Genomic DNA, 16,822 nt, shown 5'->3' on the forward strand with positions numbered 1-16,822 from the left:
ATGGCTGATGTCATTATCTTTATTATTTTAGTTCTATTATTGCTGATTTGATCTACTATTTTAATCAATCATTAATAACCCGCAGCTAAACCATCACCACGAGGATCGGTTGCCCCCATTAATCGATGATTATCGGTATCAATTAAAATTGCGCCAGCATGCCCCATGGTATCGGTATAATCATCAACGACTTTCACATTATGTCCACGCGATTTAAGAGTATCAATAATATTCTTAGCGACTCGCCCTTCTATTTTAAGATCATTGGATGATGCTCCCCAAGTTCGCCCATGTAACCATCTTGGTGCATTAATGGCATCTTGAGGAGACAAATTAAAATCGACAATTCGCGTGACAATGGCCGCTTGGGTTTGTGGTTGCCCTTCTCCTCCCATAGTGCCATACACCAGATACGGTGCACCCTCTTTAAATAACATGGCTGGATTTAAGGTATGAAAGGTTCGTTTATTCGGCTCTAAACGATTAATATGGTTGGGATCGAGTGAAAAAAAGCTCCCTCTATTTTGCAGTAAAATTCCGGTATCTTTGGCGACAATTCCTGAACCAAAATCATGATAAATACTTTGAATGATAGAAACCGCATTCCCTTGTGCATCAACAACGCCAAACCAAACCGTATCCCCTTTTGGATCTAAGGGTTTAATATCGATACGTGCTGTTTGCATATCAATTTGTTTAGCTTGCTCTTGGCCATGCTGAGAGGATAATAAGAACTCAAGCGGGATCGGGTTAAAATCAGGATCCGTCAAATATTTATCACGATCGGCAAACGCTTGCTTGGTCGCCTCAATGATTAAATGATAATAATCAACACTGCCTTCGCCTAATGATTTAACATCAAAATTATTTAATATATTAAGAATCTCTAAAGAAGCCATCCCTTGTGTATTAGGAGGCAAATTATAAGCTGTATACTGTCGATAATTAACATGAATAGGAGAAACCCATGTTGCTTTATGGTTAGCAAAATCCTCTAAGGTCAACACACCGCCATGACGCTTTAAATCATCAACAATTTTCTTAGCAATATTGCCACGATAAAATACCGTTGCACCGTCATTAGCAATAGACTTTAATGAAGTTGCTAAATCAGGTTGTTTGAGAATTTCGCCGATTTGATAGACTTCACCACCTTTTTTTAGAAATACTCTTTTAAACTCATCAAAACGTTTAAGATCGCGAAACTCTTTATCTTTAGTATCAATATTGACTGTAGACCAATAATTTAAACTCGGTGAAACGGCAAATCCATGTTCAGCATAATTGATTGCCGAATCAAACAACTTATTCCACGGTAAAGAGTTATTCATGCTTTTTGACGCATATTGATAAGCTTCATCCCAACCAGAAATCACGCCAGGGACGGTATTTGCAGCTAAATAACCTCGCGACGGAATTTTATCTAACCCTTGTTGCTTATAAAATGCAATCGTCGCCAGACTACCCGATCGCCCGCTTGCGTTTAATCCCTTAATTTCTTTGGTTTTTGAGTTATAAATTATCCAAAAATTATCACCGCCAATAGTATTCATTTGTGGATAAACAACTGCTAATGTCGATGCAACCGCAATAGCAGCATCAACCGCATTACCACCTTGATGTAACACATCAAGACCTGCTTGAGTTGCTAAATAATTTGGCGAAGTCACCATAACATGGGTAGTGATTGGATTAAGACATCGAGAAGGCGTCTCACAATATTTACCTGTTTCTGAAAAAGGCAACGGTTCCGCCTGACACAAACCACTCACGAGCAACATACTTAATAACAGCTTAACTTTATATTTCTTTTCCATTTTAACCATTCCTCATCTATTAATGATAACTAAGGAATGCATTTTTTATGCCAAAAATTATAAACCCAAAACTATTAATTAAAATTACCATGACATATCAATTCATCACCAAAGACGTGAACTCTATCTTCAAGGGCAATAAATATTAATTAACTTAACTAAAAACAGCCCAATAACACGGAAACTATTAAAAAAAATTGCAATGAAACGGTATAGACTCCTGAATAATTTTTACAGGATATGAAATTTATAAAGTATAATAGGAAAAGCTTCGGTAAAAAATTTTATAGAAAGAATTATAAAATATATTTTGATTTATAAAGAATTTAGTGCATTCATAAAAAAGATAAATAAAATCAAAATTAAAAACATTGTAAACAAAGACTGATTAATAGGTTACTGTGGAAAATCTTTTTACTAAAGATTTTTAAGTTCGGGGGAGTAACGTAAAGAACCTGGAAAAGAAAATTGATATGAAACTAGTTAAATCATGATTTATAATTGTTCATAAATTTATCTTATTCAATACTTTTAATATACTAATTTTTTAATAATTTTTATTTGTAGATATTGAATTCAATTTTATTCACTGATATTCTTAGAAAAGAGTCATCCTGAGAATATTCTTTTTTACTTAGCCAACCTTTATTTGTATGCAGTGTTTGCACGTAAGGTTGTGTAAAAGCTGCTAGTAGTTCCTACTAGTTGAATAAAGAGGATAACGCCATGACCGATAAAAAGGTTTTTGTTCGTAAACATCTGCGTCGAATCAATGGGGTTTGGAGGAAAGTCTGTCAGTATTTCCGTTCATATCCTAAACGTTAAGACGATAAATGTCTCTCTCAGTGATGGCTCTCCTCTTCATTATCTTCATTCATCATAGCCACATAATGAGGTAGATTGTTAGTTTGAATAAATATCTTTTTAAACAATTCAAAATATCTATCTACAGAAATAGCTAATATTCCATCTGAATTAATACTATTTGAGTGAGATCCGTTATTAACATATCGATAAAATGCTCTGTTAACTGAAATATTGTCCCCATTAGCTAAATCATCTAAAACTTTTTTTAATTCATCTCTATTACATTGAAAAGAAAAATAATATTCTAAAATATGTCTCATTATATTTGGAACTACAATAGGATTAATCTTATCATTCCTAGCATCTTTTAAGATCATCCATAAAGACTGATAATCATTTTTTATCTCTTCTCTTTTTAATTCTTCAATTGCACTATATTGATTTTTTACTATTTTATTCAATGAATGATCTTTTTTAAATTCCCTTTCTTTGGTTTTGGTATGGATCAATAACTCCTGAAGGAAAAATAAGTTATGAGTTAAAATGACAAGTTTAAAGTTATTTTGTTTTTCGATTAATTTACAACGAATCAATGATGATATTTCATAAATATAGGAGATAGATAAACTTGATATTGGATCATCAATAACAATAAATTTTGTTTGGGAATTACTATTATTTTGTGTGTTTGATCCTAAACATAATTCAATAAAATAAAGGAATGTTATTATTGTTTTTTCCCCTTCACTTAAACTGCGATAAACATAATCGCTATCACCATTATCTCTAACTAAATAAAAAAGATTTTTGTCATTTTCATGTTTTGCAATTTTAAATTGGTTAATACCAAGAGATATTAATGTGTCATTTATGTTATCAATCGTTTCATCAATACTTGAAATTTCTTTCTCTTTTTCCAAAATCTCTATATTTAATTTCGATTGTTTTTTAATATATTGGTTCTTTTCTTGTTCTAGATTTTGCCTTGTAGACTCGATTTCTGATAATTTACTATTTCTATATGATATGATGTCTTTACATCTAAATTTTATCATTTCCCATAACTTTAATTTAATAGCGCTTTCACTTTTATTATAATTAATCACATTCTGATTTATTGATTTTATTTCTAAATTAATGCCATTAATTATTTCTGTTATTTCATTGAGTATTTCTGATATATCATTTAATTCAATAATAATAGAAGGTTTTTGTATTTTAGAATTTATCACCATAATATTATTATTAATTAATTGCTCAAAAACTTGAATTTTTTTCCATATTTCATGATCTCTTTTAATATACTCACAAGTTGTTAAACTATCATTTAAACAAGATATATAATTTTTATTTTCACTTTCATATTTTTTTAGAAAAAAAGATATTTTTTCTAGGTTTTCGTTATAAGTATTATCAAATAATTGTTTTATTTCATTTGTAAAATTTGAATTTATTGTTTCTTTTTGGCAAAAAGGACATTTTTCATCTCTAATGTAATTGATTCCTTCTTGTACCCAATCAGAATTACATAATTCATTTATTAATTCTGATAAATAGCTATTGTCAGATGAAATAATTGATGTTTTTAAAAGTTCTAATTCTATATAAGATGGTTGATATATTTGCGGAATAATAACTTCATTTATTTTTGTATTTTTATATGAGACTAAAGTATTGTATTCATTCACTAGATTAATTATGTCTATATTTTTTGCTTCATAAATCTTTTCAAGTTGTTTTGATAATAAATCTTTTCTTAAAAAACCTGTTAATAAAACTTTTAAATTTGAGTTTCTGATATCATCTGTTTTTTCCCAAACATCATTGTTAAATGTAGATGAAACATCCTCTGTTCTATCATTTATTTTTTTTATTTCCGTATCAATTAGCTCTATTTCTTGTTGTAACTTTTGATACTCTTCTTTTTTATTTTCAATAAATTCTATGGCTTCTTTATTATTTTTGCTTAATGTAAAAATTCCAGATTGTTCAGCTTTGTTATAAAAACAATCAATCACAAATTGATTATTATAAACAAGATAATTATAAGTGTTATTAGTTTTAAAAGAACACTGAGAGTATTGAGGGTCATCTGGTGAATAAAAATATCCAGAAATAGTTGATTTACCTGAACCATTCTGTCCCCAAAAAATATTTATTTTCTTATTAAGATTAATTTCTGTAAAACGAGTCGGATTGTAGCTTCTAACACCTTTTAAATATAATGTTCCCATATATTCCCAATCTTATGCAAACTGATTATTTTTTATTATATTATATATAGAGTAACTATGTTGCAACAAATGATTTTTATCAATAATCTTCTTTATTAGAGCTTTTTAAATTATTAGTAAAATAGACTAATACTAAAACGTAAATTTATGGTTACGTTTTTTTATTAATACCTTTTATCAATTCTTATACTATACATATTGCTATATTATTATAATTTTTAAATGATTATGGTAATAATTTAAATTAAATTGTTATAAAAACTCTGTCTTTATAATCATGTTACAAAATATTGTAAATGAAGCGTTTTAATCATTCTTGAGGATCAATAATTATCGTAGTTATTTTGCAACCTATCTGCTTAAGGATATTGTTCAACGGATAAAATAGAATGATACATTATTACTTTCATTATAACAGTATAGACTCCTGAATAATTTTTACAAGAATGTAGATTAAAAGATAAAGAGAGATATGTAATGTATATAATTAGAATCTTATTCTTTTCATCTTAAATAAAGAGTTATCCTGATATTAGTATAATTTTAAACTATTCTTGAAAATGATCATTGTTAAAGCAATCTATTGAGGTTATCTCATTACTTTTGTCTTCAGGCATTAACGCCCGTTTAAGTTCTGATGGTCTTAATCCAAAACTTGATAAGCAAGTTCGGCTGAAATGTGCAACGTCGGCAAACCCCTTATCATTAGCCAATGTTGTTAGGTTTGATTTTGACTCAAGACTATTAGTGGCATCTCGTAGCCTTTTCCATAAAAGATAACCCCGAAAATTAATACCTAACTTAGCGCTAAATATGTGTAAAAAATGACTTTCGGAAAGATTAACCTTTGCAGCCAGTTCTTTTGAAGAAATAAGTTTAATCGGTAGTGTGGAAATTATCGATGTTGCCTTAACAATTCGATTATCTTGTTGATAACTGCAATCTGTTTTAGAGCCGTGCAACAAATTAGCAATATGCTGAATATCGAATAAGCACTTATTTTTGACAGAATGAATAAAATATTGTGCAAGAATTAAAGATTGTTTTTTAGATATCAGATAAACAGGGTTAACTTTAGTAAAGTCAGATAATAAATTAAAAAATGGTGCTTCAGGCTCAACTAAAAAATTGATAACGCAAGTTTTGTTGGTATTCAATTTATGAGGGATATTAGATCGAATAATAAAACCAAATCCATGATGATTTTCATCATCGGTTTCAAGGGTGATTAGAATATCATGTAATGATATGGTCAATTGTAAACAAGGATGGCTATGTTTATCAGTTTTAACGTTGTACAAGAAGTGCAAAGTTGTTGTACTTTGTTCGTATAATTTAATCAATGAATTATCAGGTAACAAATTACATACCCCTTAAATAACTAGGCTTAAATACTGTTTATAAAAAACTCACTCATTGTAAATTTAATGTATATTTATCAATATTTTGTATAAATTACCAATACAATACCAGAAAAAACCGTTTAAGTTAATTTAATTATTTTTAATTGATGAACTATCAAACCACATAAGCTTGGTTAAACATACAAAGATAATACCGTATAACCAAAATATCTCATTTACTGCAATTATTAATCCTTGATGGGTAATTTTTTGCGCTAAAATTCCGGAAGCTTGAATATCAGATAGACCGTGCAAACGTAATTGTTTGTAACCTTGTTCTAACAGTGATGGATTTTAATTTATTAAATCAGTTAATTGCATATGATGTGTCGCTTCACGGCGCTCCCATAATGAAGTGGTTAGATGGTATAGACTTATTAATTGTTTTTAAAAAAATTTGAAGGTAAAGCAAAAATTGATATGAGATTTGGGAAATAAAAAAGTTTGTAACATTATTCGGTTACAAACTACCTATAAATTATTTTTAAAGTAAATATTAATATTTTCTATTTTAATTCTGTACGTACTATACTTTGCGCATTAATAAATGATTGTCCATACATCTTAAGATAATTTTTACTAATTGGATAAACATTATTTATATCGGTAAAATCATCCCACCATGGTTCATTCATCCGATCAAAATTAATAATTTCCGCAGGAAAGACTTGTCCACGATATAATTTCTCAAACTTATCAAGCGTTAGTGTTCTTCCAAAATATTTAGAATAAAATCCATTATTTCTTAAATTTTTAATTAAGTTATAAAAACTTACTAATTGCAAACTTCCTGTCCTGCCAACATCTTTACTTAAGTGCCAAAGTCGATTACAAATTATATATTTCCAATCGGCTAGCTTTAAAACAATAAAAAACTCGGATGTTTCACAAAATTGTTCAAGAAATTCAAAAGATGGTTCTTCTTCACCTATTGAATACTTTTCAAGTGAACTAATTTTATCTAACTTCATTATTTTTGCTAGTTTTGCTTTAGTAAAGCCGCCGTAGCATGAAGCAAAATTCATAAGTGTTAATACATGTTGAAATCGTTGTGTTAATTGATCTTTTTCGGTAAAAGAAGAGACATTACTTTTTAATGTTGTCTCTTTTGTTTCTGGTTCTTGAGAATATTCAATTTTCTTACTTCTTTTTTTAAAAAACGTTTTTTATCCATGATAAAATAGGTACACCGATTCATGAAAAAAACCATTTATAATCATCAATGATAAGATATTATTAAAAATTTTTAATATCAATAATATATGTCTTATATTAATTGTTATATCACAAAAATAATATAGATAATGAATTAATTTTAATTGTGAAATAGTCCAAAATTAGGGATATTCATATTGAATAGATGAAATTTATTTCAACTCTTGCAATTCACTCGTACTACAGATAAGTTTGGCTTTTATGGCTTGATTTTTATCATTTGAATAATCCGCCCAGCAGCTTTTCATCGTTGAATCGATTTTTTTGACCAATTGGACTTCATCGCCATTATAGCTACAACTAACGTAGTTGCCACCTTCATCAAAGACCGAGTTGACCTGCCAAGTGATATCATGTTTTTTGCCATCAATAATTCCAATTTCAGGCTCTAACTGAAATAATTTAACGGGTTCATCAGAATAAACACCAAGACTACTGAGCGCAAGGCTTCGATCTTTTTTATCTGAAACTTGCCAGCCCTCAGGAATATTTTCAAGCTCAGAATGATCAAATTTGATGTTGATTTTAGCTGGGCAATCAATTTCGTAGCCATTGGCGGTATTGACCGCTCCTAACTAAGCGATTGCAATTAAACTTATACTGACTATTTTGCCTTTCATATTATCAACCATTCTTAAATCATAATTAATAAATTTTTTAATTTTCAATTAATTATATTGATAACTTAAATATAATTTTAATTGGAAATTGTTTTTTATAACATTATTGCACGGTACTGTAAATCGGGCTGTTTAATCCACTCTTGAGCATCAATGATTGCCAGTTCTCGTGCATCTTTTTGTTTTGTCACAGCTAATACATGATTTGCAGCGTTAGCGGCCAATTCAAAGGCGTTTAGTTGTGATTTGCCATTAACTAAATGGGCAGTGAACAAACTGCAAATTAAGTCCCCAACACCTAATGGACGATAAGGAAAATCATATAATGGTCGGGCAAGATGATAGTTTTGCGATGGTGTAGCTAAAATCATTTCAAACAATTCTGTAGTTTTACCTGCATGGACTAAGTTTTTGACTAATATGGCCTGGATAGATTTGTTTTGTAGCTTTTTGATTGCCATTTGTACATCGTCAAACGTCTTAATTTCGATATTCGACAATAATTGCAATTCTAATAAATTGGGTGTGATATAGTCTGCGTGTTTGATAGCCTGCTTAGTAAAGAAATCAATTATATTTTGCGGTAGCGAACTGCCTTTATTAATGTCTCCTCCCATTACGGGATCGCACACATAGATGGCATTTGGGTTATAGTATTTTATTTTTTTTACCGCTTCGAGGATCTCTTCACCCTGTTCGGCAAGGCCGATATATCCTGATATGATGGCATCAATTGAGTTTAGAACGCCGATTTTTTCTAAACTGTTTACTATTCGAGTAATTTGCTGAGTACCCAGTACAATACCATCATAATCGGGATAAACCGTATTACTCGATAGTTGCACTGTGTGGATGGGCATGACTTCAACGCCTTGTAATTGCATGGCTAATGTAGCAACTTTGTTACCCGCATAACCATACACGACATTAGATTGAATTGATAAAACGGTTTTCATAGATAGTTGCCTTTTACTCATCATAATAGTGATATTTGCTTAAAAGATAGATACTTATAATCGATAGCAATGCTAAACCACAATAAAATAAGGCGAGTGGTAACCAATAAGTCTTGTAGGTATAAATAATGTATGCCCCTATCATTGGGATTAGACTACCAAATATGGCAGCGCAACCTTGATAGCTCATCGATAGACCAGTATAGCGAATTCTGGCAGGAAAAATTCGGCTTAAATAACCCGCTATCACACCATAAAAGCCACTGTAGCAAATCACATTTAACGAAATACCAACAATAAAGCTGATTTTAGTTCCTGACTGAATAATCGGGAATAACAAAAAGACTGATGCCATGGCCAAAATGGCTGAAACAATTAAAAAGCGCGTTGCCGAAAACCTTTCTGAAAAATAAGAGATAAACGGCTGAGCAATAAAGTGCACGACTGCAATCCAAAATAACGCATCAACGATAGTCTTTTTTTCAACGCCGAGAGCCATAGTCGTATAACCAATCATTAGCGTATTAGAAAATATGCCACTAAATGACAGTACATTGGCACAAATGGCTAGTACCAATATTGGAGTTGCTTGTTTAAACACATCAATAATTGGTGCGGATTCTTTTTCTTTTAGGCTTGCTTGTTTTTTGCATGATTCGATAAATACCGGTGATTCCGTTAAGGTAACCCTAGCAATAAGACCAACAATTAATAAAATAAAACTGGCTAAAAAAGGAATGCGCCAATAGCCATTATTAATTAACTGATCAATCGGTAAACCAATAATATAAGAAAAAACCAACAATGCTAAAATATTACCCGCAGGGCTACCCCACTGGGCAAACGATGAAAAAAAGTTTTTTAGCCCTTTTGGCGCATGTTCATTCGCCATTAATACGGCTCCGCCCCATTCACCACCAACAGCAACACCTTGTAAAATTCGTAATGCAACTAACAGTATCGGCGCAATGATTCCCGCTTCTTGATAAGACGGTAATAATCCAACGCACGTTGTCGCAACGCCCATTAACAATAAGGTAATAATTAACGATTTTTTGCGCCCTAAACGATCGCCAATATGACCAAAAAGGATTGCCCCTAAAGGACGTGATAAAAAACCGACCGCAAAGGTGGCAAATGTCCCTAAAACTTGCACAAATTGATTATCAGACGGAAAAAAAAGCTGACCAAAAATTAATACTGATGCTAACGCATAGATATAAAAATCATACCACTCAATTGTGGTACCAATAAAAGCAGCAAAAGCGACTTTTTTAGCAGATGAATTGGGCATAAACAGGCCTTGTTGGGTAAGTCAATAATTAAAGTAAGTTAATAATGACAAAGAAACTAACACAAAACCATCAATATCACAATTTGTTATCGGATAAGGGAGGAAAATTATCTAAAAAGGATTGCTTACTTTAGCGTTACCTTTTAGATAAACCTCTAAGACTATTCATTTGGTATTGCGTATTAGTCTATTAATGTGAATCCCCAAATAGACCACCTCATCATCGGATATTGAGCTATGATAAGTTTGATCGATGTATTGTTTTACTTTCTCTGCAATATGCATTGCATAAGGATAAAGTGAGGATATTTGTTCATAAAGATCGTTATTATCTTCTTGTAATTGATTATTGGCATAAAATCGTTCTACAAAAAATTTAATATGAGTAATAAAACGGGTATAGTGAATTGATGAGGTATCTATTGGCACACCAACAGAATATTTCACCAAATTCACTATTGAATTTATCATTTTGGCATATTGAAACGTATTAAGATTTTGTGTGGTCGTGGTTTGAGCGTTAATGAGATGAAATGCAATATTACTCGCTTCTTCTTCAGGAAAAGTGAGATTGTATCTTGCGTTGAGTAACTCAATAGCTTGCTTGGCGATATTAAACTCTTGCGGATAATAATTCTTTATTTCCCAATATAATTTATTAGGTATAAACAGACCTTGCTTAACTCGTTCAACCGCAAAGTAAATATGATCTGTCAGTGTTAAATAAATATTATTATTCAGTTTTCTGTTTAAGCTGTTTTCAGCTAATGTGATGATTTCTTTGGTTATCTGAAAAAATTGAAAAGGAACTTCTTTCGCTAAATCGGTGATATAAGCGAGCTTAACATTTTTTTCTAAAAATATTTTATCCACTCGCTCATCATCAATGGTATCACCGGGCTTTTTACCAAAACCAATGCCTTTCCCTAATACGATTTTTTCGATACCCTCTTCTTCAACTAAAACGACACTAGAATTTAATACTTTTACCACCAAAATCATTGTTTGTTCTCCAGCTATTAGTCGTAAATAGCTTTCCCATTGGTTTCAATAACTTTTTTATACCAATAAAACGACTCTTTTTTAAATCTGGCTAAAGTTCCATTCCCTTCATCATCTTGATCTACGTAGATAAAGCCATAACGTTTGGACATCTGCGAAGTACTGGCGCTGACTAAATCTATTGGTGCCCAACTGGTATAAGCGATTAAATCCACGCCTTCATCAATGGCTTCTTTCATTTGTTTAAAATGTTCTTTAAAGTACTCAATTCGATAATGGTCATGAACGGTGTCGCCCTCTAACTTATCAATTGCGCCAATCCCATTTTCGACAATCATCATTGGAATATTATAGCGGTCATAGAGTTCAATTAGTGAAATTTTTAGTCCTTTTGGATCGATTTGCCAGCCCCATTCAGTGGATTTTAAATAAGGATTTTTAACACCTATAATTGTATTACCGGGTATACGGTCAGCATCCGGATTTGTAGATTCAGCCTTTGACATATAGTAACTAAAAGATAAGAAATCGACGGTATTTTGTTTAAGTATTTCTTGATCGCCCTCTTCAAACTTAATATCAATTCCTTTTTGTTTTAAATTGGTCAATATCAGTTTTGGATATTCGCCTTTAATTTGCACATCAGTATAAAAATAATTGTCTAACGTTTTTTTCAATGTCAATTCCACATCTTCAGGCTTACAGGTCAATGGATAAGTGGTTAATTTGGTGAGCATACAGCCTATTTTACAATCTGGGATTTTTTCATGGGCGATTTTGGTAACCAGTGCACTTGCTACAAATTGATGATGTAAAGCTTGATAGATATCTTGTTCAAGCTGTCCGTCTTTACATTTATCAGGAATAATTCCAGCCGTTGTAAAAGGATGCCGATAAATACTGTCTATTTCATTAAAGGTTAACCAATATTTTACATAATCCCCAAAATGGTCAAAACAAGCTGTTGAAAAACGGACAAAGTCATCAATTACTGAACGTTTTACCCAACCATTATATTTAATACTTAATGCTATCGGCATTTCATAATGCGATAACGTAACGATTGGCTCTATTGAAAGTCTTTTCATCTCTTTAAAGACATTTTTATAAAATTCAACTCCTTTAGGATTAGGTGTAAGTTCTTCGCCAGTAGGAAACAGTCTTGTCCAAGCAATGGATAAGCGTAATGTCTTAAATCCCATTTCAGCAAAAAGTGCTAAATCTTCTTTATAGCGATGATAAAAATCAATGCCTCGTCGTTTGGGGTAATCTTTATCAGAAAGATCGTTTATCGCGGCCATTATACCCTCACTGGTTACCGCCACATGCGCAGCATAATCTTTGACATCAACATTTGGTTTATACGTTGCCATATCCGCAACAGAAAGTCCTTTGCCGTCAATATTCCATGCGCCTTCAATCTGATTAGCTGCAATCGCCCCGCCCCATAAAAAATTATCTGGGAATGCTAATTTTTTCATATGTTACTCTCCTTTACTTAATATTTTCGGCTTTATTTCTAAAACAATATCATCGTTAGTTACTTGTTTGTTTTCATTAAAAGTAGAAATAGTATAGTCATCAGGATTGGTGACTAAAAAAATTACGGTAGGATCCAATTGATGATTTTTAATATTGTTGATATCGAATTTAATTAAATCATCACCAATATCGACAATATCGCCAACATTAACCAGTGTCTCAAATCCATCACCATCAAGTTTTACTGTATCGATTCCTATATGAAAAAGCAGATCAGCGCCATTATTTAATTTAATACTTAGAGCATGTTTAGTATGGAATATCATAGAGATAACCCCTTTACAGGGTGATTTTAAAATTCCCTCTTTAGGAATAATACCTAAGCCTTGACCAACAATTCCTGTTGAAAAAACATTATCGTTAATGTCATGTATCGGTATAGCTTTGCCACTAATCGGGCTTCTAATCTCTAAAGCTTCATCTTTAATGGTATTTTTGGTATTGTTATTTGAGTTTTCATCATCTGCATCAATACTATCTGCGAAAAATATGGCAGAAAGGATAAATGCGACTAAAAAGGATATTCCAAAAGTGACAAAAGCCCAGACTATGTTCATCGCATTGTCTTTATCAATATACATGGTCATACTGGCTAAACCGGGACCAACAAGAACAAATGCTTTTAGTAAAATAATGCCAGCAAAAGCCCCACCAATTAATCCAGCAGTCATCACGCTATAAAGAATTTTTTTATTTACGATTGTCACACCATATAGCGCGGGTTCAGTAATACCAAAAAGAGCCGATATTCCAGCAGACAGAGCAACCGATTTTAATTTACTATTTTTAGTTTTAATACTTACGCCAAAACAAGCCCCTGACTCAGCAATATTGTGTGCCAAAGAAGCCGGCATATATAACATTTCACATCCTGTTTTACCCATTGCATCAATGGCATAAGGAAGCATTGCTTTATGCATGCCCGCCACAACCATAAAAGGAAGTACCGCAGCTAACAATCCTGTTGTAATCCATGAAAAATGGGTATAAAAAAATATAATAAATTTAGAAAATATCACACCTGCATTGTATCCAAGAGGACCAAGTAATAGTAAAGAGACAGGTACAGTAATGACTAAGCTCATCATAGGGACAAAAAAGAGACGAATAACTTTAAATGAATATTTAGTAAAAAATTTTTCAACAACAGAATAAAAAAGGATCGTCAAAATCGCAGGAAATATTTGGAATGCATAATTAATATTCTCTAAAGGTAAAAAGAAGAGTGTGCTGTCATTTTTTAGTAGTACCACCATATCAGGGAGGATTAAAGTACTTACGGCAGAAGCGGCAACCAATGGATTCACTTTTAATTTATTAGCAGTAGTAAATGCGACAAGGATGGGTAAAAAATATAAAGGTGCACTACCAATTAGTTGTAAAATTTTATAATTAGATCCATTCTCATCTATCAATCCGAGCATAGCAAACAATATTACAAAAGATTTCAACAGACCACCGCCAGCAATTGCTGGAATTAACGGTTGAAAAATAGAAACAAGAAAATCGAGTAAAATAGCACTTATTTTTTTCTTACTATTAGGCTGATTATTAACACTATTTACATTAATATTTCCGATTAATTTAATAATTTCGTTATAAACTTCAAACACATCATTACCAATAATAATTTGGCATTGAACGTTTTGCCGTACGCCTATAACACCCTCAATTTTTTCTAAAGCAGGAAGATTTATTAGATTATCATCTTTTAAGGTGAATCTTAGTCTTGTCGCACAATGCTCTAAATGCGCTATATTACTTTTGCCACCGATATTATCTAGAATGGTTACGGCTATTTTTTGATAATCCATTACTATCTCCTATTGCTCTTGTTCGTGGTAAAAAAAAAGCAAGACCTAGATAAACGGTAAAATGCAGCTATGCATATACAATTTATTTAGGTCCTGCCTGCGTTACCAGTCACATGCCTGTTCAATTAATATACAAACATACAATAGATGCTGAGTCAATTTTGATTTAGAAGAATTGTGATTTTGATCTCAAATGCTATCATGAAACAATATCAAAAATAATTAACTGTTTTTATGCAATTTAAAGAAAATAATTAATAACAAAATTTTAATATGACCTAATAGAAGATTTTTAATCGTATGCTTTTAATGATGAATTTTACGTACTAATTAAATTAATAAAAAAATCTTTAATTACAATGGATTTTTATTATTCCTAATTTTAAATTAGCTTTCACATTTACTCCTAATATTTGAAAATTAATTTTTTATTTAAATTTTTCAGTTTTATACAAATACAAAACAATCCAAAATTATTTTAGATTTAAAGAGTTAAATTAATAATAAAATACACTAATTATTATTCTTATTTTTGAAATAAATAAAAGAAATATATCCTTAACCATGTATAATGCTTTTCTCTAAATTAAAAAATAAATACTCATAAAAATAATATTAATAATGAGAGGAATATTTAAAGCATGGAAACTGTTTCTCTTCCTCCTATTGCAAGCTCTTTTATACAAAGTTTGAGAAGTGTGGGTTACTCTCTTGAGTCTGCTATTGCAGATTTAGTTGATAATTCTATTTCTGCACATGCTAAATCAATAAATATTTTTACACAATGGCGTAATGGTAATCCTATTTTAGCTGTTATGGATGATGGCATTGGAATGTTGCCTGAAACAATCCAAAAAGCAATGCAATTAGGTGCTATTAATCCAAATCAGATAAGAGATAAAAGTGATCTTGGTCGATTTGGGATGGGGTTAAAAACAGCTTCTTTTTCCCAATGTAAAAAACTCATATTAATTAGCAGAACTAATGTAAATGATAATTGGTATGGAATATGTTGGGATTTAGATCTTGTTGAAAAAACTAATCAATGGTTGGCTCAAATTATTCCTTATGATGTTTGTGAAACCTATTTAAATGATATTTCTTTCCCATCTGCAACAGGCACTGCTGTTATTTGGAGCTGTTTCGATAGAGCGATTGATCCAACTTCTATTAAGAATGATCGTGACTATGAACGACGTATCGTAAATCTTATTGATCATTTATCACTTATTTTTCATCGTTTTATTAATAATGATAATGTTTTACAAAAAGTTAATATACTTCTTAATAACAAAGTCATAAAAGGAATGGATCCTTTTGCTATTAATCCCGAACCAGAACAGTTAGCTTCAACTTTATTGTCTGAACAAGCGATAAACATTGGAAAGAGCACTATTCAAGTTAAGGCTTATATTTTACCTCATCCATCTAAGATGAGCCATGCTTTTTCTAACAGAGTATCGAATAAAGGTGAGCATCATCTTGGTCAAGGCATTTATATCTATCGCGCTGGAAGATTGATTGTTGCAGGTGGATGGCAAAAACTTGCTAAAGCTTCAGAAGCAAATAAATTAGCTCGAATATTAATAGAATTTAATAATGATGCAGACCATCTTTGGTGTTTGGATGTTAAAAAATCCCGGGTTGAATTGCCAGCGTTATTACGAGAGCAATTAAAACGTATTATTTTTCAGTGTTCAATTAAGTCATCTAATACATTTACACGTCGAGCTAAAATGCAATCATTAGATCTTGAATCCATTTGGCAACGTGTATTTGACAGGGATAAACAATATGTTGTTTATAAAATTAATAGGACTCATTCCTTGTTATCTGAAATGATAAACAGTATTGAGTCCTCCGAAATTAAATCGGCATTATTAACTCTTATTGAAAAAGCATTACCCATTGAATTAATAAAAAATGATATTGCGGCATTAAATATAAAGTTAGTTCAGGAAACTGAAGATTCAAATCAAATGATTAAAAAATTAATTCAAGAACTTTTAAATGTTGGATTTTCAACTGATTCCATTTTTAATGTTTTATTGAATGATAGTAACTTTTTATTAACTCCGCAAGAAATAAAGCGCTTAATTAAAAGTGCAGAAGGATAGC

10 protein-coding genes and 1 pseudogene are annotated in these 16,822 nt (G+C 31.2%); 1 reads left to right on the forward strand and 10 read right to left on the reverse strand.

The window, feature by feature from the left end; translation table 11 throughout:
• Positions 1-71 precede the first annotated feature (71 nt).
• The 10 genes and pseudogenes from ggt to A9G17_RS12955 form a co-directional block, all read right to left on the reverse strand.
• The gene (ggt, locus tag A9G17_RS06520) at positions 72-1,817 is read right to left on the reverse strand and encodes a gamma-glutamyltransferase (protein WP_081301701.1); all 1,746 of its coding nucleotides are present in this window, start codon (positions 1,815-1,817) and stop codon (positions 72-74) included.
• An 842-nt stretch (positions 1,818-2,659) separates the two neighbouring features.
• On the reverse strand, positions 2,660-4,858 hold the full coding sequence (locus A9G17_RS06525) for an AAA family ATPase (protein ID WP_065738022.1): 2,199 nt from the start codon (positions 4,856-4,858) through the stop codon (positions 2,660-2,662).
• Between the two features lie 548 nt (positions 4,859-5,406).
• The gene (locus A9G17_RS06530) at positions 5,407-6,219 is read right to left on the reverse strand and encodes a helix-turn-helix domain-containing protein (RefSeq protein ID WP_065738023.1); all 813 of its coding nucleotides are present in this window, start codon (positions 6,217-6,219) and stop codon (positions 5,407-5,409) included.
• 548 nt (positions 6,220-6,767) lie between these two features.
• On the reverse strand, positions 6,768-7,286 hold the full coding sequence (locus A9G17_RS06535; RefSeq protein ID WP_065738024.1) for a hypothetical protein: 519 nt from the start codon (positions 7,284-7,286) through the stop codon (positions 6,768-6,770).
• A 342-nt stretch (positions 7,287-7,628) separates the two neighbouring features.
• Positions 7,629-8,033 (reverse strand): annotated as a pseudogene (locus A9G17_RS13430) (STY0301 family protein); the annotation flags it as partial.
• Between the two features lie 158 nt (positions 8,034-8,191).
• Positions 8,192-9,052 (reverse strand): pyridoxal kinase PdxY, encoded by an 861-nt coding sequence (gene pdxY, locus A9G17_RS06540; RefSeq protein ID WP_065738025.1) that lies wholly within the window; start codon positions 9,050-9,052, stop codon positions 8,192-8,194.
• Between the two features lie 13 nt (positions 9,053-9,065).
• Positions 9,066-10,346 carry an MFS transporter gene (locus A9G17_RS06545; RefSeq protein WP_065738026.1) on the reverse strand — a complete coding sequence of 427 codons (1,281 nt, stop codon included), beginning with the start codon at positions 10,344-10,346 and terminating at the stop codon, positions 9,066-9,068.
• A gap of 165 nt (positions 10,347-10,511) precedes the next feature.
• Complete coding sequence (locus A9G17_RS06550; protein ID WP_065738027.1) at positions 10,512-11,348, reverse strand: PRD domain-containing protein; 837 nt, start codon at positions 11,346-11,348, stop codon at positions 10,512-10,514.
• A 17-nt stretch (positions 11,349-11,365) separates the two neighbouring features.
• On the reverse strand, positions 11,366-12,829 hold the full coding sequence (locus tag A9G17_RS12950; protein ID WP_065738028.1) for a glycoside hydrolase family 1 protein: 1,464 nt from the start codon (positions 12,827-12,829) through the stop codon (positions 11,366-11,368).
• A 3-nt stretch (positions 12,830-12,832) separates the two neighbouring features.
• Positions 12,833-14,704: a beta-glucoside-specific PTS transporter subunit IIABC gene (locus A9G17_RS12955; protein WP_065738029.1), complete on the reverse strand. Its 1,872-nt coding sequence runs from the start codon at positions 14,702-14,704 to the stop codon at positions 12,833-12,835.
• Between the two features lie 641 nt (positions 14,705-15,345).
• On the opposite strand from A9G17_RS12955, the gene A9G17_RS06565 reads away from it, so the two are divergent.
• Positions 15,346-16,821, forward strand: coding sequence for an ATP-binding protein (locus tag A9G17_RS06565; RefSeq protein ID WP_065738030.1), 1,476 nt, complete (start codon positions 15,346-15,348; stop codon positions 16,819-16,821).
• The last annotated feature ends 1 nt before the right edge of the window (position 16,822 follow it).

The organism is Gilliamella sp. wkB7 (assembly GCF_001693435.1).
GTDB classification, from domain to species: Bacteria; Pseudomonadota; Gammaproteobacteria; order Enterobacterales; family Orbaceae; genus Gilliamella; species Gilliamella apicola_N.